This is a genomic window from Methylobacterium sp. Gmos1, from assembly GCF_053764715.1.
The window spans coordinates 133,929-155,346 of sequence record NZ_JBSNCC010000010.1; the positions used below are offsets into that span (position 1 = coordinate 133,929).

Sequence of the window (21,418 nt, forward strand, 5' to 3'; positions counted from 1 at the left end):
CGCACGAGATCGCCATGCCCGAGGCTTCCAACTCCTCCACCGACGTCGTCATCGTGGGCGGCGGTCCCGTCGGGACCGGGCTCGCCATCGACCTCGCCCAGCGCGGCATCCGCTCGATCCTGGTCGAGCGCTACCCGGAGCCGCAGCCGATTCCCCGCGGCCAGAACCTGACCCAGCGCACGATGGAGCACTTCCATTTCTGGGGCTGCGAGCCGGAACTCCGCGCCGCCCGGACGGTGCCGCGCGGCTACGGCATCGGCGGGCTCACCGCCTACGGCACGCTTTTGAGTGGCCACACCTACGACTGGCTCCAGCGCGAGCTGGTGCGGCCCTACTACTTCACCGACAACGAGCGCCTGCCGCAATACGCGACCGAGGCGGTGCTGCGCCGGCGTGCGGCGGCGCTGCCCGAGATCAAGGCCCTGTACGGCTGGTCGGCCGAGGGGGTGACGCAGGACGAGACGGGCGTGCGGGTCGGCATCGCGTCCCGCGACGGCTCGGGGCGGCGGGAGCTGCGCGGGGCCTACGCCGTCGGCTGCGACGGCAGCCGCTCGGTGGTGCGCGAGGCGGCCGGGATCACCCAGACCCGGCAGGACCACGACCGCCTGATGGTGCTGCTGGTCTTCCGCTCGCACGAACTGCACAGGCTGCTCGAGCGTTTCCCCGGTAAGTCGTTCTACAACGTGCTGCACCCGGAGCTGAAGGGCTACTGGCGCTTCTTCGGCCGGGTCGACCTCGGCACGACCTGGTTCTTCCACGCCCCCGTCCCGCCCGGCACCACCCGCGACAACTACGATTTTTCCGCCCTGCTGCACGAGGCGGTCGGCGCCGAGTTCGACGTCGCGATCGAGCATGTCGGCTTCTGGGACCTGCGCTTTGCCACCGCCGACAGCTACCGCGCCGGGCGCCTGTTCATCGCGGGCGACGCCGCCCACAGCCACCCGCCCTATGGCGGCTACGGCATCAATACCGGCTTCGAGGACGCCGCCAACCTCGCCTGGAAGCTCGCCGCGGCGCTGAAAGGCTGGGCCGGTCCGGCCCTCCTCGATTCCTACACCGCCGAGCGCCGGCCGGTCTTCGCCTCGACGGCGCACGACTTCATCGAGCGGGCGATCCGCGACGACCGCGAGTTCCTGGAGACCCACGATCCCGCCCGCGACCCGGAGGCTTTCGCCACTGCCTGGAGCGCCCGCGGCAGCGGCGCGAAATCCGAGGTCGGCGCTTACGCGCCGCACTATGCCGGCTCGCCGATCGTGCCGGCCGAGCCCGGTGCCGCCCCGAGCGCCGTCGGCACGCACGCCTTTGCCGCCCGGGCCGGCCGTCACCTCACGCCCCTGACGCTGTCCGACGGGCGCAGCACCTACGACGCGCTCGGGCCCGGCTTCACCCTCCTGGCGATCGGCGAGGGCCGGCGGCGGGCCGGCGCCTTCGCGCGGGCCGCCGCCGATCTCGGCGTGCAGCTCGGCGTGGTCGAGGATCCGGGCTCGGACGATCTCGCGCGCTACGAGGCGGACTTGGTCCTGGTGCGGCCCGACCAGTTCGTGGCCTTCGCGGGGGTCGGGGAGAGCGGCGATCCGGCGGAGATCCTGGCGCGGTCGGTCGGCGGCAGCGCCTGAAGCCGGCGGCGCGACGCGCCGCCCCTTGCCTCCGTTGCGCGCCGCCCCCACAACGCCGCCATGCTCCGCGTGAACTACCTCACCTACCGGATCGGCGACCGCCTGATCCTCGACCAAGCCAGCTTCGCGCTGCCCGAGCGGACGCGGGTCGGGATCGTCGGCCGCAACGGCGCCGGCAAGACCACCCTGTTCCGCATCATCCAGGGCGAGATCCCCACGGAGGGCGGCACGATCGGCCTGCCGAAGGGCACCCGGATCGGCGGCGTCGCGCAAGAGGCGCCGGCCGGCCCCGAGACCCTGCACGCGGTGGTGCTCGCCGCCGATACCGAGCGCACCCGGCTGATGGCGGAGGCCGAGACCGCCGACGGCCTGCGCCGGGCCGAGATCGAGACGCGGCTCGTCGACATCGACGCCCACTCGGCGCCCGCCCGCGCCGCCGCGATCCTGCACGGCCTCGGCTTCGACGCCGAGGCGCAAGCGCGGCCGTGCTCCGACTTCTCCGGCGGCTGGCGCATGCGCGTGGCGCTCGCCGCGGTGCTGTTCTCCGAGCCGGACCTGCTGCTCCTCGACGAGCCGACCAACTACCTCGACATCGAGGGCACGCTCTGGCTCTACGACTACCTCGAGCGCTACCCCCGCACCGCGCTGATCATCAGCCACGACCGCGACCTCCTCGACACCTCGGTCGACCACATCCTCCACCTCGATCGCGGCAAGCTCACGCTCTATCGCGGCGGCTACACCTCGTTCGCCCGCCAGCTCGCCGAGAAGCGCACGCTCCTGGCGAAGGCCCGCGTCAAGCAGGAGGCCGAGCGCGCCCACCTCCAGAGCTTCGTCGACCGCTTCAAGGCCAAGGCGACCAAGGCGCGCCAGGCCCAATCGCGGATGAAGCGGCTCGCCAAGATGGAGCCGATCGCGGCGCTCATCGAGGACGACGTGCCGGTGATCCACCTGCCGAGCCCGGAGCGCGCCCTCTCCCCGCCCCTCGTCGCGATGGAGCGGGTCCAGGCGGGCTACCCCGACCGCACGGTGCTGACGGGCCTCAACCTCACCCTCGCCCCCGACGACCGGGTGGCGCTGCTGGGTGCCAACGGCAACGGCAAGTCGACCTTCTGCAAGCTCATCGGCGGGCGGCTCGACCCGCTGTCGGGCGAGGTGCGGCGCTGGGGCAAGATGAACGTCGCCTACTTCGCCCAGCACCAGCTCGACGAGTTGCGCCCGGCCGAGAGCGCCTACGCCCATGTCCGCGACCTGATGCCGGACGTGCCGGAGGCGAAGGCCCGAGCCGCCGCCGCCCGCCTCGGATTCCCCGGCCACAAGGCCGACACCCCGGTCTCGCAGCTGTCGGGCGGCGAGAAGGCACGGCTGCTCATGGGGCTCGCCGCCTTCAACGGCCCGCATCTCCTCATCCTCGACGAGCCGACCAACCACCTCGACATCGAGAGCCGCCAGGCCCTCGTCGAGGCGATCAACGACTACGAGGGCGCGGTGATCCTGGTGAGCCACGACCGCTTCCTGGTCGAGGCCTGCGCCGACCGGCTCTGGCTCGTGCGCAACGGCACCGTGAAGCCCTTCGACGGCGACATGGACGATTACCGCCGCCTGGTGCTCGCGGGCCCTGAGACGGAGACCGCGAAGACGCCGGAATCCGCCGGCGGCGCCAAGGCGGTGGAGCGCCGCTCCAACGCCGAGCGCCGGGCGGCGCTCGCGCCCTTGCGCCGCAAGCTCGAGGCGGTGGAGGCGCGGATGGCGAAGCTCTCGGCCGCCATCGCCAAGATCGACGCCGCGCTCGCCGACGGCACCGCCTTCCGCACCGACGCCGCCAAGGCCGGCGACCTCGCCCGGATGCGGGCCGAGGCCGCCTCGGCCCTGGGGACCGCCGAGGAGGAGTGGCTGATGGTCAGCGGGGAGCTGGAGGCGGAGGGGTGACGGACGTCATAATCCCGCCTCTTCGTCACGGACCGCCGTGCTGATTCGCGGAGACGGAACTCGACCCGTTCGCGCGGAAAAGGCGAAGCTTGGAAATCCGAACGCTTCCGCTTGCCGCGCCGCCCGTTCGTAATCGTACGGTATGCTGCGGAGTTCGGCCGACCATCCGGATTCCCGGCGCTCGACGATCGCGTAGCGGGCCGACGAGCTGCCCGCCTCCACGACGTGGGGAACGGCACCGCGATCCCGGTAGCAGGGCATTCCCACGCTGCCCGGATTGACGATCAGGACGTCTCCGACGCTGACCATGCGCGGCGTGTGCGTGTGGCCGCACAGCACGAGGCGGGCGTCGCCGATCCCTCGCAGCCGCGGCAGGATCGCAGCCTCCGATTCCAGCACGGGCTGCCCGGAGCTGACGTCTTCGAGAAGGTACTCCAGATCGCCTCCAGCCGGACTACCGTGGCAGGCGAAAACCTCGCCTGCCGCCAATGTCACGGTCGTCGGCAGGCTGCGGATCCAATCCAGATGCTGGTGCGACAGAAGCGACCTCGCCAGGACGTCGAAAGCTCCCTCGCCACCGTCCAGGATCTGGCGCTCATGATTCCCGGCGATCGTCAGGTAACCGGCTCGCATCTCCGCCTCGGCACTGCCGGCCGGGTCGAACGGACCCGAGACGAGGTCGCCCAGGTTGACGATCATGTCGAGTGCGGCGTTCCGCAAGTCGGCCATGACGGCGTCCAGGGCCGCGAGATTTCCATGCGCGTCGGCCAAGACCCCAATTCTCACGGTCGCCTCCGGTCATCCGAGGAAGAAAATTATCACGGTTTCGGACTGCTCCGCCACTCGGAGATTGCCGAGCCTTTGGGGAATGCACGAAGATCGATCGTCGGCGAGTTTCCGATCTTCACCGCTCCCGCTTCGAAAGCGCATCCCGCATCACGGCCGGCGATGTGGCAGGGGCGGAGGCGCTGGTCCCGCGTCGCGAAGGCGCCGCCTTCCTGGACATCCGGGCCGGCAAGCCCCCCGGTTTCGCCAGCCCGGGATGACGGCAGATCGGGTCGCGTCTCGCGAGGCACGACGGTCCGGGGGCTTCACGCGCCGGAGACGATCGCCTAGGGCGTGGGCCGATCCTCGTTTCCGGCCCGAGCACCCATGACCACCCCCTCCTACGTCCTCTCCCTCTCCTGCACCAACGTCCCGGGGATCGTGGCCGGCGTCTCGGCCTACCTGTTCGAGGCCGGCTGCAACATCCTCGACGCGCAGCAATTCGACGACGTCGAGACCGGCCGCTTCTTCATGCGCATCGTGTTCAACCCGGTGCAGGGCGAGCCGGGGCGGGACGCGCTGGCGGCGGGCTTCGAGGCGGTTGCGCAGCGCTTCGGCATGGACTGGACCCTGCGCGACCGGGCCGAGCGGCGGCGCGTGATGCTGCTCGTCTCGCGCTTCGACCACTGCCTCAACGACCTGCTCTACCGCTGGCGCATCGGCGAATTGCCGATGGAGGTCTGCGCGGTCGTTTCGAACTACCCGCGCGAGATCTACGGCGCCGCCGACCTCGCCGGCGTCCCGTTCCACCACCTGCCGATCACCCCCGACACCAAGCCGCAGCAGGAGGCAGCCCTGTGGCGCCTCGTCGAGGAGACTGGGGCCGAGCTCGTCGTGCTCGCGCGCTACATGCAGATCCTGTCGGACGATCTCGCCCGGAAGCTCTCGGGCCGCTGCATCAACATCCACCACTCGTTCCTGCCCGGCTTCAAGGGCGCCAAGCCCTACCACCAGGCGCACGAGCGCGGCGTGAAGCTGATCGGCGCGACCTCGCACCTCGTCACCGGCGACCTCGACGAGGGGCCGATCATCGAGCAGGACGTCGAGCGCATCTCGCACCGCGACACCCCCGAGGACCTCGTGCGTAAGGGCCGCGACATCGAGCGCCGGGTGCTCGCCCGCGCCGTCCGCTACGTCCTGGAGGACCGGGTGATCGCCAACGGCCGCAAGACGGTGGTGTTCACCGATTGAGGGCGACGGCCGGCGTCCTCGGCCGAACGCCTTGGCGCCGTCCGTCCCGCCGGGTAAGCCGGTTCCACCTGGGCGGGGACCCGCCCGCGCGACGACCCGGAGCTTGACGATGTCCGACCTCACCCTCGATGCCGCCTCGACCATCGTGAGAGCCGCCCTCAAGGCCGGCCGCGAGCTCGGGCTGAAGCCCCTGGCCGTCGTGGTGCTCGACGCCCGCGGCGCCCTCAAGGCGGCGGGCGTCGAGGACGGCACCAGCCTGAAGCGGGCCGAGATCGCCGCCGGCAAGGCCAACGGGGCGCTCGCGCTCGGCATCGGCTCGCGCGCCATCGCCAAGCGGGCCGAGGAGCAGGCCTATTTCGTCGCCGCCGTCACCCATGTGGCGGGCCCGGCCGGCCTGATCCCGGTCCCGGGCGGCGTCCTGGTGAAGCGCGACGGCAAGCTTCTCGGCGCCGTCGGCATCTCGGGCGACACCTCGGACAATGACGAGAAGGCGGCGCTCGCCGGCATCGCGGCCGCCGGCCTCCAGGCCGAGACCGGCGCCTGAGCCGGATGATGCGGCGCCGCGATCTCCTCGCGGGTCTCGGCGCCGCGAGCCTGGCGCGCCCGGCCCAAGCCGCCACTCCTCAAGCCGCCGGCCCCGCCTCCTACCGGCGGGGCAACGGCGCCGATCCCGAGACCCTCGACCCGCACAAGACCTCGACGGTCGCCGAGGCGACGATCCTCCTCGACCTCTACGAGGGCCTGAGCACCTACGGCCCGGACGGCTCCCTGGTGCCGGGAGCCGCCGCGAGCTGGACCACCTCCGCCGACGGCCTGACCTGGACCTTCCACCTGCGCCCCGACGGGCGCTGGTCGAACGGCGATCCGGTCGTCGCCGACGACTTCGTCCACGGCTTTCGCCGCATGCTCGACCCGGCGACAGGGGCGAAGTACGCCAGCGTGCTGGCGCCGATCCGCAACGCCGAAGCGGTCAATCGCGGGGCGATGCCGGTTGAGGCGGTCGGCGTCTCCGCGCCCGATCCCGGCACGGTGGTGATCGGGCTCGCGCAGCCGACGCCCTACTTCGTCGAGCTGATGACCCACCAGGCGAGCATGCCGGTGCACCGGCCCTCGCTCGCCCGCTTCGGCGAGGCCTTCACCCGGCCCGGCAACCTGGTGTCGAACGGCGCCTACCTCCTGAAGGACTTCTCGCCGAACGATCGCATCACCGCGATCCGCAACCCGCATTACCGCGAGGCCGCCAAGGTCGCGATCCCGCAGGTCGAGTACATCCCGACCCCGGACCTCGCCGCCGCGGTGCGCCGCTTCGCCGCCGGCGAGATCGATTCGCTCGAGGACCTGCCCGCCGACCAGGTGAAGTCGCTGAAATCCCGCTTCGGCGATGCGGTGGTGCTCAACCCCGCCCTCGGCGTGCTGGCGCTGATGGTGAACGTGAGGAAGCGCCCCCTCGACGACGCGCGGGTGCGCCGTGCCCTGTCGCTCTCCCTCGACCGCGAGTTCCTGGCCGAGGCGGTGTGGGGCGACACGATGCTGCCGGCCTATTCGCTGACCCCGGCCGGGCTCGACAACGCGCTGCCGCCGCCCGTCATGCCGGGCCGGGACCTGTCGCCGCTGGAGCGCGAGGACGCGGCGGTGGCGCTCCTACGCGAGGCCGGCTACGGCCCGGGCGCCAAGCCGCTCGCGGTCGAGCTGCGCTACAACATCACCGACAACAACCGCAACACCATGGTGGCGATCGCCGACATGTGGCGCCCGCTCAACGTCGCGACCTCGTTTGCCGCCACCGACGCCAAAACCCATTTCGCTTACTTGCGCGACGGCGGCCCGTTCGACATCGCCCGGATGAGCTGGCTTGCCGACTACGCCGACCCGCAGAACTTCCTGTTCCTGGTCGAAAGCGACAACAACGGCTTCAATTCCGGCCGCTACGCCAACCCGGCTTACGACGCGCTGATGCGCGAGGCCGCCCGCCAGACCGACCTCGAAGCCCGGGCCCGGATCCTGTACCGTACGGAAGAGCTCTTCCTCGCCGACCTGCCCTGGATCCCGCTGCTGCATTACCGGCACAAGCACCTGATCGGGCCGCGCCTGCGCGGCTTCGTTCCGAACCTGCGCGGCGTCTCGCCGACCCGCTGGCTGTCGCTGGCATGATCGCTTACGTCCTGCGCCGCCTCGCCCAGGCCGTGCCGACGCTGTTCCTCGTCGTCACCCTGTCGTTCTTCCTGGTGCGGCTGGCGCCCGGCGGCCCGTTCGACCTTGAGCGGCCGCTGCCGGCCGCCGCGATGGAGAACCTGCGCCGGGTCTACGGCCTCGACCAGCCGCTGCTGGTCCAGTACGGGCGCTATCTCGCGGCGCTCGCGCGGGGCGATCTCGGGCCCTCGTTCTCGGTGCGCGACCTCTCGGTGGCCGAGCTGTTCGCCCGCGGCCTGCCGATCTCGATGACTCTGGGCAGCCTCGCCCTCGTCGCCTCGCTCGTCCTCGGCACGCTGCTGGGCGGCCTCGCGGCACTCAGGCGAGGCTCGTGGCTCGATCACGCGGTCACGACGCTCGGCACCTTCGCGCTGACCGTCCCGGGTTTCGTCGTGGCGCCTCTCCTCCAGATCGCCTTCGGGCTGAGCTTGCGCTGGCTTCCCGTTGGCGGCTGGGACGACGGTAACCCGAAAAACCTCGTCCTGCCGGTCGTCACCCTGGCGCTGCCGCAGGTCGCGGTGGTGGCCCGCCTCGCCCGGGCCGGCCTCGTCGAGGTGTTCGACCGGCCGCACTGGCGCACCCTGCGAGGTTTAGGGCTGCCGCCGCGAATCCTGGCGCTGCACGCCCTGCGCGGCGCGGCCCTGCCGGTGGTGTCCTATCTCGGGCCGGCCGCCGCGGGCCTGCTCACCGGCTCGGTGGTGGTCGAGACGGTGTTCGGCCTGCCCGGCGTCGGGCGCTACTTCGTCGACGGGGCGATCAACCGCGACTACACGCTGGTGCTCGGCACGGTGGTGCTGATCGCGGTGTTCGTCCTCGTGCTCAACCTCCTGTCCGATCTCGCCTGCGCCCTCATCGACCCGCGGCTGAGGGATTTCGGGTGAGCCAGTCCGCGGCAAGCCACTCCCTCGCCTTCGCCGAGGCCTCGCTCCTCGCCCGCGCCCGAAGGCGGCTCGTCGGCGATCGCCTGGCGCGGGCGAGCGCGGCCGTGCTGTTCCTCGTCGCGCTCGCCTGTATCGTCGGCCCGTTCCTCTCCGGCCACCCGTTCGACCGGCTCTACTATGACTATCCCGGCACCCCGCCCTCGCTCGCGCTCTACCCGAAGCCGGATTCCGTGCGCCCGGCCCTCGACCGGCTCGCCTTCCGCATGCGGGTGCGGGCCGAGGACGTGACCGCAACCCCCGAGGCGGTCCGCCTGACGCTCGCCTCCGACAAGCCGGTGGACCCGCGGGTGCTGACCTTCTTCTCGCGCTCCGACACCTTCGGGGAGGCCCGCATCCTCTCGCGCTCGGAGGACGGGCGGCGGCTCACCGTCGAGGCGCCGCTGCGCCGCCTTCGCTTCCTTGCCGGCACCGACGCGCTCGGGCGCGACCTCCTCACCCGCACCCTCGTCGCCGGGCGCCTGTCCCTGGCGCTCGGCCTGATGGCGACCGCGGTGGCGCTCGGCATCGGCGTCGGCTACGGCGCACTCGCCGGCACGCTCGGCGGGCGGGCCGACGCGGCGATGATGCGCCTCGTCGACATCCTGTACTCGCTGCCCTTCGTGTTCTTCGTCATCATGCTGGTGGTGTTCTTCGGCCGCTCGGTGGCGCTGATCTTCGTCGCGGTCGGTGCCGTCGAGTGGCTCGACATGGCCCGCATCGTCCGGTCGGAGGCCCAGGCCATACGCCGGCGCGACTACGTCCGGGCGGCGGAGGCGCTCGGCCTCTCGACGGCGGCGATCCTGCGCCGGCACGTGGTGCCGAACCTCCTCGGGCCGGTCGTCGCCTTCGCGGCGCTGATGGTGCCGCGCGTCATCCTGCTCGAGAGCTTCCTCTCCTTCCTCGGCCTCGGCGTGCAGGAGCCGGCGACGAGCTGGGGCGTGCTGATCGCCGACGGCGCCCGCAGCCTCGAGACCGCGCCGTGGATGCTGGTGGTGCCGGCGGGCTTCCTGGTCGTCACCCTCGTCGCCCTGACGCTGCTGGGGGAGCGCCTGCGCGACGCCCTCGACCCGCGGGACGCCGCATGAACCCGGAGAGGATGAACCCGGGACGCACGAGCCTCCTGTCGCTGCGCGGCCTGACCGTCCGCTATCCGGAAGCCGGCGTCACGGCGCTCGACCGCCTCGACCTCGACCTCGCCCGCGGCGAGACCCTGGCCCTCGTCGGCGAATCGGGCTCGGGCAAGAGCCAGGTCGCGCTCGCCGTGATGGGCCTGCTGCCGGCTCAAGGACAGGTCTCGGGGAGCGTGCGCTTCGACGGGACCGAGCTGACGGCGCTGCCCCGCCCCGCCCTCGACCGGATCCGCGGCGCCCGCATCGGCCTGGTGTTTCAGGAACCGATGACCGCCCTCGACCCGCTCTTCACGATCGGCCACCAGATCGCCCTGCCGCTGCGCGCCCATCGTTCCATGAGCCGGCGCCAGGCCGCGGCGCGGGCGCGCGACCTCCTCGGCCTCGTCGGCCTGCGCGACGCAGGGTCCCGCCTCCAGGCCTACCCGCACGAGCTCTCCGGCGGCGAGCGCCAGCGGGTGATGATCGCGATGGCGCTCGCCTGCGAGCCCGACCTCCTCATCGCCGACGAGCCGACCACGGCCCTCGACGTCACGGTCCAGGCGCAGATCCTGGCGCTGCTCGCCGACCTGAAGCAGCGGCTGGGGCTGGCGCTCCTGTTCATCACCCACGACCTGCGGCTGGTGCGCCGCATCGCCGAGCGCACCGCGGTCCTGCGCGCCGGCCGCCTCGTCGAGGCCGGGCCGACCGGGGCGCTGTTTCGCAGCCCCCGTGCGCCCGAGACCCGCGACCTCCTCTCCGCCGAGCCCGCCGGCCGCAAGGAGCCGGCGCCCGAGACGGCGCCGGTGGTGCTGGAGGCCCGCGGCGTGTCGGTCGCCTATCCGGGCAGGCGGCTCTTCCTGCGGGCCGCACCACCGCGGCTCGCGGTCGCCGGCATCGACCTGACCCTGCGGGCCGGCCAGACCCTCGGCGTCGTCGGCGAATCGGGCTCGGGCAAGTCGAGCCTCGGCCGGGCGCTGATCCGCCTCGAACCCGCCGCCCACGGCCTGGTGCGGTTCGAGGACCGCGACCTGACGGCGCTCGGGCGGGCGCAGCTGCGGCCCCTGCGCCGCGGCTTCCAGCCGGTGTTCCAGGACCCGATGGGCTCGCTCTCGCCCCGCCTCACCGCCGGCGAGATCGTCACGGAGGGACTGCGGGTCCACGAGCCGCACCTGACCGCCGCCGAGCGCGACGCCCGGGCGGCGGCGGCGTTCGCGGAGGTGCAGCTCGATCCCGCCTGGCGCCACCGCTTTCCGCACGCCTTCTCGGGCGGGCAGCGCCAGCGCATCGCCATCGCCCGGGCGCTGACCTTGCGCCCGCGCCTCGTCGTCCTCGACGAGCCGACCTCGGCCCTCGACCGCACGGTGCAGCGCGACATCGTCGCCTTGCTGCGCGACCTCCAGGCGGCGCATAGGCTGGCCTACCTGTTCATCTCCCACGACCTCGCGGTGGTGCGCGCGCTCGCCGACACGGTGCTGGTCCTGCGCCACGGCCGCGAGGTCGAGCGCGGTCCAACCCCGGCCGTGCTGGAGCGCCCGCGCGAGGCCTACACGCGGGACCTCGTCGCCGCGGCCGATCTCGCGCAGGCGTGAGCCGTCCCGCGCCTTGAAGCCCGGGAACGCCGCGCCACTTCGCGCCTTCCGATAGGGCATTTCCTGGAGAACGAGAAAGATGCGCCCTGCGCTCGCCCTCACGCTGCTCGCGCTCACCGCCGCGGTCCCGGCCGCCGCCCAGCCGGCCCCGAAGGCCCCGCCCGCGAAGGCGCCGCCGCCGCCGAAGGAGGCGCCCCAGCCCGATCCGGTCGCCGCGATGCTGTTTCCGTGCCGCACGCCGGAGGAGACCTGCTACGTCGGCGTCGTCAAGGACGGCAAGGTCACGGTGCTGTTCACCAACGACCGCAAGGCCGACGAGATCGCCGGCAAGCCGATGGCGGTCACGGGCGACGGGCTCGACCTCGCCAAGAACGAGAACCGCACCGTGATGCTCGTCGGCAGCTTCGACCCGAAGGACGGCCTGACCAAGGCCGAGGTGGTCGACGTCGCGAGCCCGCTTGTCGCCTTCGCCCTCAAGACCACCATCGGCGGCGGCGAGGCCGACGAGGGCGGCGACGAGCCGCCGGCCCCGCCCCCGCCGACGGCCCCACGCAAGAAGTAAGGCGCAGGTTCCCCCCCCTTCTGCGCAGGGCCGTCCGGGGAAAAGAAATGGCGTGGGTTTCCCCCTCCCCCCTCTGCGGGGGAGGGTGGCCCCCGAAAGGGGGTCGGGAGAGGGGACGCCGCCTCCGGAGAGGTCGCGACCGTGTTGAAGGGCGCCAGCTGGATCAGCGTCGCGCCGCCCCTCTCCCGGCTCGCTCCGCTCGCCACCCTCCCCCGCAGAGGGGGGAGGGTTCTGACACGCACCGTTCCGCGCCATCCCGGTTGATGCACTAAAACATTAGTGCTTCAATACGCCCGTCAACAGGCTGCCCCCGGGTGGCCGCGGAGCGGCGAAGCCGTCCGGTGCGGGTGGGGAGGATCTGGGTGCGAGCACCTGGCCGCTCCCATCGCCCCCGGCCGCGCCCCCGACCGGAGAGCCCCGATGCCCCTGAGCCCCGAGACCCGCGCGACGCTGAAGACCGTCAGCACCGCGACCCTGGCCACCGCCCTGTTCAAGCGCGGCCTGCGCAACCAGTTCATCCAGGACGTTCACCCCCTCAACCCGCAGGCCGGGACGATGGTCGGCGAGGCCTACACCCTGCGCTACATCCCGGCGCGGGAGGACCTGAACACGCTCGCGGTGTTCCGCGATCCCGCGCACCCGCAGCGCGTCGCCGTCGACCAGTGCCCCGAGGGCGCGGTACTGGTGATGGACAGCCGCAAGAACCCGCGCGCGGCCTCCGCCGGCGCGATCCTGGTGACGCGGCTGATGAAGCGCGGCGCGGCGGGTGTCGTCACCGATGGCGGCTTTCGCGATTCGCCCGAGATCGGCGCCCTGCCCTTCCCGGCCTACCATAACCGCCCCTCCGCCCCGACCAACCTCACCTTGCACCAGGCGCTGGACATCAACGTGCCGATCGGCTGCGGCGACGTCGCGGTCTGGCCCGGCGACGTGGTGGTGGGCGACGCCGAGGGCGTGATCGTGATCCCGGCCGACATCGCCGACGAGGTCGCGGCGGAGGCGGCCGAGATGACGGTGTTCGAGGATTTCGTGCTGGAGGAAGTCCAGAACGGCCGCGGCGTGATCGGCCTCTATCCGTTGATCGACGAGCAGGCCAAGACTGACTTTGCGGCCTGGCGGCGGAAGACCGGCCGCTGAGCTGGGCCGGGCAGCTTCACGATCGCGTCGCTGCCTCGTCCTTGTCTTGCCGCATACCGTCGACGAACCGGTACCCGGTTCGTCGGAACATGCTCTGGTCAGACCATCATCCCGACGAGCAGCACCGCCACCATCGTGGCGGTGGCGCCGAGTGCCGCGGCCCACAGGCCGACCTCGGCGACGCTGCCCGGGCGCACGTTGTCGTTGGCCGCCGGCGGCATCGCCCGCGGGAAGCGGCGCCACTTGCGCAGGTGGGACGGCGCCGTCGCGATCATGTGCGGCAGGGGGGCGACGGCGTTGTGGCGGCACGACATGGGTTGGCACTCCAGGGGGAGGCTCGCGCGGTGGATGGTCCCCTCGATCCCCGCCGCGACCTTTGCGGCAGGGATCGGTAGCAGAACGCCGGGCTCGGCCTGTCGATCCGTCGCCGGCGCAAATTCCGTTGCGTATTCCTCAAAGGAAGGCTCGGCCCATCGCCCGAGCCGTCCCGCAGCACGGGTGCACCGGGCCGGACGGGACGATCCCGCCCGGCCCCGGCCGGTCAGAACAGCGAATCGCCGTCCGAGTAACGGTCCGCGAGGCGGTCGGCCGCACCGGCGTCGTCGCGCAGCATGGGCGTGGCCTCGTTGGCGAAGGTGCGGCCGGCGTTGCTGTCGCCGAAGCGCGAGTAGGTCTCGTATAGCTGCACCGTGTCGCCCTGCGCCCGCGCCTGGTCAGCGGTGTAGAGCGCGTCGAAGCGCTTGCCGCCCGGGGCGGCCTGGAGCCGCGCCAGGCGCTGCTGGCGCACCGGATCGAGGGCGACGCGACGGCCCGGGGTGGCCGGGTCGGTGTCGACGATCTTCACGTCGGTGATCGGGCGGCCCTGGAGGACGTTGCCGACCACGGCGATCGGCGCGGTGGCGATCGCCAGCGGCGCGGTCAGGATGTTGCTGGTGCCGGCATCGCCCACCACCGTGCCGGCGGGGCTGAGCGAGGTGCCGCGCGGCAGGAGCGCGTCGGTGGTCGCCTGGCGGTTGACGATCGTCTGCTCGGCGTAACCGCGCACCGCGCGGTTGTTCGACTTCTGCAGCGCGAGGCGGCTCGCCTCGATGTTGTAGGCGTCGCTGCGCAGGGCCTCGGCGCGGAAGCCTTCCGTCGATTCGGCCGCCGGGCGGTCGCTCGGGAAGATCACCAGGTTCTGGGCCGAAGCCGGCAGGCTGCCGGCGAGCGTCAAGCCGAGTACGGCCAGAAGAGCAGTACGAGACATTATTTGAGATCCATCGTGTATAGCCTCGCCGCGCCGGGTGATGCGCTGCGCGAGGCCTAACGCCCCTTCGGCCCCACAACCTGCCTCCTCGGTGAAAGTTCCGGAAGGAAAGGGACGCTCCGTTAGGTCCTCTCGCGGTCGAGGAGGGTCCGCTTGCGCTCGACGCCCCAGCGGTAGCCCGAGAGGCTGCCGTCCTGGCGCACCACCCGGTGGCAGGGGATCGCCACCGCGAGCGCGTTGGCACCGCAGGCGAGCGCCACCGCCCGGGACGAAGCGGGCGCGCCGATCGCCCGGGCGATCTCCGCGTAGCTCGCGGTGCGCCCCGGCGGGATCGCCCGCAGGGCCTGCCACACCCGCTGCTGGAAGGCGGTGCCGCCGATGTCGAGGGGCAGGGTCGTGCCTTGCCCCGGCGCCTCGACGAGGCCGACGACCTGCGCCACCACCGCCTCGAACGCGCCGTCGCCCCCAGTCAGGACCGCCTTCGGGAAGCGGTCCTGGAGGTCGCGCAGCAGGGCGTCGGGATCGTCGCCGAGGAGGATCGCGCAGATCCCCGTCTCCGTCGCCGCCACGAGCACGTGGCCGAGAGAGCAGGCGCCGACCGCGAAGCGGATCGCCGCGCCCTCCCCGCCCCGGCGATAGGCCGTGGGCGTCATGCCGAGGCGGGCCGGCGCCGCGGCGTAGAACCGGCTCGCCGCGCCGTAGCCGGCGTCGTACAGCGCCGCCGTCACCGTCTCGCCCTGCCGCAGCCCTTCCGCCGCCCGCGCCGCGCGCCGCGCCGCGCCGTAGGCCCGCGGCGTCACACCGGTGACCTGCTTGAACACCCGGTGGAAGTGGTAGGGGCTCAGGGACGCCGCCGCCGCGAGGTCGGCCAGCGCCGGCGGCGCCTCCGCCGCCTCGATCATCCGGCAGGCCCGGGCCACCGCCGCCGCCTGGCGCTCGTGGAAGCTCGCCTCGTTCGGGCGGCAGCGCCGGCAGGCCCGGAAGCCCGCACCTTCCGCCGCCGCGCAGGTCGCGTGGAAGCTGACATTCTCCGGTCTCGCCGGCCGGGCGGCGCAGCTCGGCCGGCAATAGACGCCGGTGCTGCGCACCGCGTAGACGAAGAGGCCGTCCATGGTCCGGTCGCGGCGGGCGATGGCGGCAAAGCGCGCGGCGTCGTCGAGCGGCGGAGGCCCGCCGATCACCGCGATGTCGGAATCCGGGTTGCGCATGAGGCCTGCCTCCTTGGTCTGGCGCCGGCGCCAGCCTCGCCCCGCATGGCCCGCCCGCGCATCCCGGCGCTTGCTACCGAATTCCCCGGAAGATTCCGGTCGCGGCTTGCCACAGGTTTACTCCAGACGCCTTTCCGGCGCCTCCCCCCGGAAACCGGGCTAGCGGCGGGAGGTTGGGGTCACAGTCGGGCGGCAGGAGCCGGCCCGTCGCACCGCCGGCCTTCTCCTCCCCGGCCGGCGCTCGTCTCTCGGATCTCCTCGACTTCCCCGCTGCCGCCCGGCAGCGGGGATTTTTCGTCGTGAGGTACCCTCCTCGCCGCCGTGGCGACGGTTCGTTTGCCGGATGCAAATACGGTGGAGCGTGGCGGCGGGGCTCTTGGCCCGGCGGCGGACCCGGGTTTATCCCGGCTCCAAGGAACGACACGCAGCAACGACACGCGCCGCCGCCGGCGGCCGCTTGCCCGGGGTGATCGCCGCTTGACCGACGCGCTCGACGACATCGCCGCCATCCTGGAGCGCACCGGCGACTACCGGGTGCTGCGCCGCCTCGGCCCCTTCGTGCCCCCGGCCGAGACGCCGGACGAGCCGACCTTCGTCGGGCTGATCCTCGACACCGAGACCACCGGCATCGACGTGACGACGGACGAGGTGATCGAGCTCGGCATCATCTCGTTCGAGTACGGCGCCAGCGGCCGGATCTACCGGGTGCTCGAGCGGTTCAACCAGCTCCACCAGCCCTCCGGGCCGATCCTCGAGGCGGTGGTTCGCCTTACCGGCATCACCGATGCCGACGTGGCCGGCCAGCGCATTGACGACGCGGCGGTGGCGGCGCTTGCCGCCGAGGCCCGGGTCGTCATCGCCCACAACGCCCGCTTCGACCGGCAGATGTGCGAGCGGCGCTGGCCGATCTTCGTCTCGCGCAACTGGGCCTGCTCCTGCCACCAGATCCCATGGCGGACGGAGGGCCACGAGGGCATGCGGCTCGGCCACCTGCTCGCCGACCACGGCCATTTCCACAACGGCCACCGGGCGATCGACGATTGCGAGGCGCTGCTGGCGATCCTTGCCCGGCCGTTGCGCAGCTCGGGACGCCTGGCGCTCGCCGCTCTCCTCGAGGCGGCGCGCCGGCCGACCGTGCGGCTCTGGGCCTCCGACGCTCCGATCGCCCTCAAGGACCGGCTCAAGGACCGGAACTACCGCTGGTCGCCCCGGCGCCGCTGCTGGTACGTCGACCTCGACGAGGAGCAGATCGAGATCGAGCGCTCGTTCCTCTCGCGCGAGATCTACCGCGGCACCCTGCCCTCCGGCCTGCCGGCCGACCGCTTCACCGCCCGCGACCGCTTCTCGACGCGGGCCGATCCGGAGGCGTAGGCAGCCTCTCTGGTGTCGCGAACGCGCAGTCGGGCCGTGGCCGGATCGGCCGCCTGGGCCTGTCGAGAGCCAGTGTCTCCGGCCGACGGCCGCGGCCCGACGCTGCGGACGCTCGGGCGGAACACTTCGTTCACCGACCGTGCCGGGGGCGATCGACTGGGATCGCGATCAATCGTATGCCAATGACGGTCGGACGATTGACCGCCGCGTTCGACCGTTCCGGGCGACCCTGCCGTTCCGGGTGACATGGCGCGGACGAGACTCCGTGGAGCCCAACCCCCATGACGATACGATCCGCGTCGGCGGTGATCACGCTCGCGCTCCTGTGCACCGCCCTCGCGCCCGCGGCCCGGGCCGGTGAGCGCAAGCTGTTCGAGAACGTCCGCGGGTGGGAGGTCGAGCGCAACGTCGGCGCGAAGGGCCCCCATCCCTGCCAGATGGCCTATTCGTACAAGGACAAGGACGACAAGGATGCCGAGAACGCCATCGTCGTCACCTTGAACGGCGACAAGCTGGTCCTGATCCTCGGTTATCAGAACTGGGAATGGGACAAGGACGAGACCGTCCAGGCGGCGCTCTCGATCGACAAGCAGGTCGTCTACGCCAAGCAGGGCTGGACCGGCGACGGCAAGCTGCTCACCACCGAGCTGCCGGAGGCCGTGATCTCGAAGCTGCTGAAGGGCAAGCAGATCGTCCTCAAGTTCGACGACGGCGAGGCCGATTTCCGCATCCAGGGCTTCGCCGACGCGTTCGACGGCCTCAAGCGCTGCGACGCTGCCGCGGCGGCGCCCGCAGCATCGGCGGCAACGCCCGCTCCCGCCGCGGCGCCGGCCGCGCCAGTTCCGCCCCAGAACCGGATCGAGGCGTATCTGTTCGGCCTTCTGCTCCAGCGTACCGTCGCGGCTTGCGACGTGAGCACCACCGGCATGCAGCGGACCGCCCTCGATGCGAAGATCGCCGCGCTGCGGCCGGAGATGGCGCCGATCGAGGCGTTAGCGCAGGAGAAGATGAAGGGCCCGGACGTGCCGGGCTGCCCGAAGGCGGGAGTGGAGACGGGGCAGTTCGAGACCGAGCTGAGCGCCTATCTCACCCAGAGCCCCGAAGACTACGCCGCCTCGGCCGCCAAGCGCGGCGCTGACCGCAAGGCCGCCGCCGAGACCGCCAAGGTCGAGGCCGAGATGCGCGCGAGGATCGAGGCGCAGATGCGGGCCGAGGCCGAGACGAAGCGCAAGGCCGAGGCGGACGCGCAGGCGAAGGCCGAGATGGAGGCGCGGATCCGCGCCGAGGTCGAGGCCAAGCTGAAGGCGGAGGCCGCAGCCTCGGCGGCCCAGGCGCCGAAGCCGTAAGCGCGACCGCATCCGGCATCATCCCGAGGTGCTGCCGGCTCCCGATCGACGTTGACGGCCTGCAGCCGCTGCGGCCGCAGGGACGGGGTCTCGTTCTGCGAGGCCGCCCGGCCCCACGATCCCGCCCGTGTCGCCAACGCCACAGGACCGCCCCACGGGCTCTGGTATGAGGGATGGCGAACTACCGCATTCCCCACTCCGAGAGCTTTCGAGCCCCCGCATGATCGTCATCGAGGATACGACCGGTCCGACCGGGCCCCATCCCGTGCTCGCTGTCACCGGCCTTGCCCGCGAGGCGCGGCTGGCCGCCGGGCCGGGCGTGGCGACGGTGGGGGCCGGGGGCGATCCGGAGCGGCTGCGACACGTGCTGAAGGGTCGTGCGGCGCCGGGCTGCCGGGCGGTAATGAGCCTCGGCATCGCCGGCGGGCTCGATCCCGCGCTCGCGCCGGGCGACGTCGTGGTGGCGACGGGGGTGAGCGCGGGCGGGATGCGGCATCCGGCGCATCCGCAAATCGTCGCGGCGCTCGCACGCCGGCTGGCGGACGCGCCGGTGCGGGTGGTGCTCGCCGATGTCGTCGGGGTGGAGGCGGCGGTGCTGTCGCCGCACGCCAAGGCGGGGCTCCGCGCCGAGACCGGCGCTGCGGCCGTCGACATGGAATCCCACGTCGCGGCCGCCTTCGCGGAGGCGCACGGCCTGCCGTTCTGTGCCGTCAGGGTGGTGTGCGACCCCGCCGACCGCGCCCTGCCGGCGGCGATCGCCAAGGCCATCAAGCCGGACGGCGAGCCCGATATCCTCGCCGTCCTGTCGGCTCTGGCGCGCCGCTCGGCCACGTTGGGCGGGCTGGTTCGCCTCGCCCGCGACTCGTCGGCGGCCTTCGACTCCCTAGGCCGCTGTCGCGCGCTTCTTGGCGTCGGCCTTGGCGTCCCGGATCTCGGAGAGCTTCTGCGCGACGTTGCGTGAGAACACGAACTCGGCCGGGCGCTGGTTCTCGAGGGAGATCTCGGGAGCCATCTCGCCCTCGGTCTTGATGCCGCGCATGGCGTAGACCAGCGGCTTCCACGGCTTCTTCACCGAATCGACCACCGACGAGGCCTCGTAGCCCGAATGCACCATGCAGTCGGCGCACTTCTCGTAGTTGCCGGTGCCGTAGGAATCCCAGTCCGTGGTTTCCATCAGCTCCTTGAAGGTCTTGGCGTAGCCCTCGCCGAGCAGGTAGCACGGCTTCTGCCAGCCGAAGACCGTCCGGGTCGGGTTGCCCCACGGCGTGCAGTGGTAGGTCTGGTTGCCGGCCAGGAAGTCGAGGAACAGGCCCGACTGCTGGAAGGTCCACTTCTCGCGGCCCTTCTCCTTGCCGAGGCGGAACACGCCGCGGAACAGGTCCTTGGTCGCCCGGCGGTTGAGGAAGTGCTGCTGATCGGGGGCGCGCTCGTAGGCGTAGCCGGGGGAGACGGTGATGCCGTCGATGCCCATCCGGGTCACGCTGTCGAAGAAGTCCGCGATCTTGTCGGCCGAGGAGTTGTTGAAGAAGGTGCAGTTGATCGTGACCCGGAAGCCCATCTCCTTGGCCTTCTGGATCGCCGCCACCGCCTTGTCGTAGACGCCGCGCTGGCACACCGACTGGTCGTGCATCTCCTTGTCGCCATCGAGATGGATCGACCAGGTGAAGTACGGGCTCGGCTTGTACTGCGCGATCTTCTTTTCGAGGAGAAGCGCGTTGGTGCAGACGATCGCGAACTTCTTCTGGGCGATGATGCCCTCGACGATCTGCGGCAGGTCCTTGTGCAGCAGCGGCTCGCCGCCGGCGATGACGACCACGGGTGCACCGCACTCGCGGACCGACTCGAGGGCCTCGTCGACCGGCAGGCGCTTGTTGAGGATCTCGTCCGGATAGTCGATCTTGCCGCAACCCGCGCAGGCGAGATTGCACCGGAACAGGGGCTCCATCATCATGACCAGCGGGTAGCGCTTGCGGCCGGTGATGTGCTGCTTGAGAATGTAGCCGCCGATCTTCGCGACGTACCGGAGAGGAATGCCCAAGACCAAGGCTCCTTGTGTCGTGGTTCGTGTCGGGTGCTGTGCCAAGCGGGCTGATTAGCCCGAAAAGTGGCGGATTTCCAGCGAGCTAGGTTCGAAAGGGTCCAGTCTGGGCGAGGAAGCGCCTAACTGTGGCCCAAACTCGACGGGAGCGGGAAGCTCACGCTCTCGGTAACGCCCGGAAGGCTGGAGATCCGCAGGGGGGTGCGACGCTGCAGCGCAGCAATCACCTCGGCGATGACCACCTCCGGCGTCGAGGCGCCGGCGGTGAGGCCGAGCGTGCGGACGCCGCCGAGATCGATTCGGTCGACGTCCTCCGCCCCCTCGACGAGGTGGCTCGGCCGGCCGGCCTCGGCGGCGATCTCGCGCAGGCGGTTGCAGTTCGATGAGTTGCGCGCCCCGGCCACCAGGATCACGTCGGCGACCGCGGCGAGCGCCCGCACGGCGACCTGGCGGTTCTGGGTCGCGTAGCAGATGTCGCGGGTCTCCGGCCCGACGAGGTCCGGGAAGCGCCGGGCCAGCACCGCGATGATCGCCCGCGTGTCGTCGACGCTCAGCGTCGTCTGGGTCACGTAGGCGAGGCGCGTGTCCCGGGGCAGGTCGAGGGCTTCGGCCTCGGCGACGCTGCCGACGAGGCGGACTGCACCGTCGATCCGCCCGAGCGTGCCCTCGACCTCGGCGTGGCCGGCATGCCCCACCAGGACCACCGTTCGGCCTTGGGCGGCGTAGAGCTGCCCTTGCCTGTGGACCTTGGCGACGAGCGGGCAGGTCGCGTCGACGACGGGCAGCCTCCGTCGCGCGGCCTCGGCCTCGACCGCGCGCGACACGCCGTGGGCCGAGAAGATGGTGGTGGCCCCATCCGGCACCTCGTCGAGGCTCTCGACGAAGCGGGCGCCCTTGGCCTTCAGGTCGGCGACGACGCGGCCGTTATGGACGATCTCGTGGCGGACATAGACCGCGCCATCGCCTCGGGCGAGCACCCGCTCGACGATATCGACCGCCCGCACCACCCCGGCGCAGAAGCCCCTCGGCTGGGCCAGCACGAGGTCGAGCCCGTTCTCACCCGTTCCGGCCACCTCTCCTCCGTCCCCCTCGCCGCAATCCCGGTCCGGGCTCGGCCCTTCCCGGCCAGAGCCCTCTTCCC

Annotated in this window: 19 protein-coding genes; 13 read left to right on the top strand and 6 right to left on the bottom strand. The window is 71.9% G+C overall.

What is annotated here, in order from left to right:
- Positions 1–14: 14 nt before the first annotated feature.
- Both ACS5PV_RS19670 and ACS5PV_RS19675 read left to right on the top strand, forming a co-directional pair.
- A complete protein-coding gene (locus ACS5PV_RS19670) occupies positions 15–1,616 on the top strand; it encodes an FAD-dependent monooxygenase (RefSeq protein ID WP_455397025.1) in 1,602 nt (533 codons plus the stop codon).
- Positions 1,617–1,676: 60 nt separating this feature from the next.
- A complete protein-coding gene (locus ACS5PV_RS19675) occupies positions 1,677–3,545 on the top strand; it encodes an ABC-F family ATP-binding cassette domain-containing protein (RefSeq protein WP_455397026.1) in 1,869 nt (622 codons plus the stop codon).
- Between the two features lie 6 nt (positions 3,546–3,551).
- Here ACS5PV_RS19675 and ACS5PV_RS19680 read toward each other — a convergent pair whose 3' ends face one another.
- Positions 3,552–4,316, bottom strand: a complete 765-nt coding sequence (locus ACS5PV_RS19680) for a metallophosphoesterase family protein (protein ID WP_455397027.1) — start codon at positions 4,314–4,316, stop codon at positions 3,552–3,554.
- A gap of 381 nt (positions 4,317–4,697) precedes the next feature.
- Between ACS5PV_RS19680 and purU the strand changes: the two genes are divergently transcribed.
- The 8 genes from purU (at position 4,698) to ACS5PV_RS19720 (ending at position 13,068) form a co-directional block, all read left to right on the top strand.
- A complete protein-coding gene (purU, locus tag ACS5PV_RS19685) occupies positions 4,698–5,561 on the top strand; it encodes a formyltetrahydrofolate deformylase (protein ID WP_455397028.1) in 864 nt (287 codons plus the stop codon).
- Between the two features lie 109 nt (positions 5,562–5,670).
- Positions 5,671–6,105, top strand: coding sequence for a GlcG/HbpS family heme-binding protein (locus tag ACS5PV_RS19690; protein ID WP_455397029.1), 435 nt, complete (start codon positions 5,671–5,673; stop codon positions 6,103–6,105).
- An 8-nt stretch (positions 6,106–6,113) separates the two neighbouring features.
- Positions 6,114–7,712, top strand: a complete 1,599-nt coding sequence (locus ACS5PV_RS19695; RefSeq protein ID WP_455397030.1) for a peptide ABC transporter substrate-binding protein — start codon at positions 6,114–6,116, stop codon at positions 7,710–7,712.
- Positions 7,709–8,632 (top strand): ABC transporter permease, encoded by a 924-nt coding sequence (locus tag ACS5PV_RS19700; RefSeq protein WP_455397031.1) that lies wholly within the window; start codon positions 7,709–7,711, stop codon positions 8,630–8,632. The genes ACS5PV_RS19695 and ACS5PV_RS19700 overlap by 4 nt, the downstream gene beginning before the upstream one ends.
- The gene (locus tag ACS5PV_RS19705; RefSeq protein WP_455397032.1) at positions 8,629–9,756 is read left to right on the top strand and encodes an ABC transporter permease; all 1,128 of its coding nucleotides are present in this window, start codon (positions 8,629–8,631) and stop codon (positions 9,754–9,756) included. Before ACS5PV_RS19700 ends, ACS5PV_RS19705 begins: the two co-directional genes overlap by 4 nt.
- Positions 9,757–9,767: 11 nt before the next feature.
- The gene (locus tag ACS5PV_RS19710) at positions 9,768–11,369 is read left to right on the top strand and encodes an ABC transporter ATP-binding protein (protein WP_455397033.1); all 1,602 of its coding nucleotides are present in this window, start codon (positions 9,768–9,770) and stop codon (positions 11,367–11,369) included.
- Between the two features lie 79 nt (positions 11,370–11,448).
- Entirely contained in the window at positions 11,449–11,931 is a 483-nt protein-coding gene (locus tag ACS5PV_RS19715; RefSeq protein ID WP_455397034.1) for a hypothetical protein, read from the top strand.
- A gap of 420 nt (positions 11,932–12,351) precedes the next feature.
- Positions 12,352–13,068 (top strand): ribonuclease activity regulator RraA, encoded by a 717-nt coding sequence (locus ACS5PV_RS19720; RefSeq protein WP_455397035.1) that lies wholly within the window; start codon positions 12,352–12,354, stop codon positions 13,066–13,068.
- A 98-nt stretch (positions 13,069–13,166) separates the two neighbouring features.
- Here the strand turns inward: ACS5PV_RS19720 and ACS5PV_RS19725 are convergent, their stop codons facing one another.
- The 3 genes from ACS5PV_RS19725 to ada form a co-directional block, all read right to left on the bottom strand.
- Positions 13,167–13,382: a hypothetical protein gene (locus ACS5PV_RS19725; protein ID WP_455397036.1), complete on the bottom strand. Its 216-nt coding sequence runs from the start codon at positions 13,380–13,382 to the stop codon at positions 13,167–13,169.
- 227 nt (positions 13,383–13,609) lie between these two features.
- Positions 13,610–14,314, bottom strand: a complete 705-nt coding sequence (locus ACS5PV_RS19730) for a DUF4142 domain-containing protein (RefSeq protein ID WP_455397037.1) — start codon at positions 14,312–14,314, stop codon at positions 13,610–13,612.
- A 122-nt stretch (positions 14,315–14,436) separates the two neighbouring features.
- Entirely contained in the window at positions 14,437–15,522 is a 1,086-nt protein-coding gene (gene ada / locus ACS5PV_RS19735; RefSeq protein WP_455397038.1) for a bifunctional DNA-binding transcriptional regulator/O6-methylguanine-DNA methyltransferase Ada, read from the bottom strand.
- A gap of 477 nt (positions 15,523–15,999) precedes the next feature.
- Here ada and ACS5PV_RS19740 point away from each other — a divergent pair, with 477 nt between their 5' ends.
- The 3 genes from ACS5PV_RS19740 (at position 16,000) to ACS5PV_RS19750 (ending at position 19,200) form a co-directional block, all read left to right on the top strand.
- Positions 16,000–16,893 carry a 3'-5' exonuclease gene (locus ACS5PV_RS19740; protein WP_455397039.1) on the top strand — a complete coding sequence of 298 codons (894 nt, stop codon included), beginning with the start codon at positions 16,000–16,002 and terminating at the stop codon, positions 16,891–16,893.
- Between the two features lie 281 nt (positions 16,894–17,174).
- A complete protein-coding gene (locus ACS5PV_RS19745; protein ID WP_455397040.1) occupies positions 17,175–18,239 on the top strand; it encodes a hypothetical protein in 1,065 nt (354 codons plus the stop codon).
- Between the two features lie 220 nt (positions 18,240–18,459).
- A complete protein-coding gene (locus ACS5PV_RS19750) occupies positions 18,460–19,200 on the top strand; it encodes a phosphorylase (RefSeq protein WP_455397041.1) in 741 nt (246 codons plus the stop codon).
- Here the strand turns inward: ACS5PV_RS19750 and hpnH are convergent.
- Complete coding sequence (gene hpnH / locus ACS5PV_RS19755; RefSeq protein WP_455397042.1) at positions 19,123–20,277, bottom strand: adenosyl-hopene transferase HpnH; 1,155 nt, start codon at positions 20,275–20,277, stop codon at positions 19,123–19,125. The two genes, ACS5PV_RS19750 and hpnH, sit on opposite strands and share 78 nt — an antisense overlap.
- A 122-nt stretch (positions 20,278–20,399) precedes the next feature.
- Positions 20,400–21,350: a 4-hydroxy-3-methylbut-2-enyl diphosphate reductase gene (gene ispH, locus ACS5PV_RS19760; RefSeq protein WP_455397043.1), complete on the bottom strand. Its 951-nt coding sequence runs from the start codon at positions 21,348–21,350 to the stop codon at positions 20,400–20,402.
- Between the last annotated feature and the right edge of the window lie 68 nt (positions 21,351–21,418).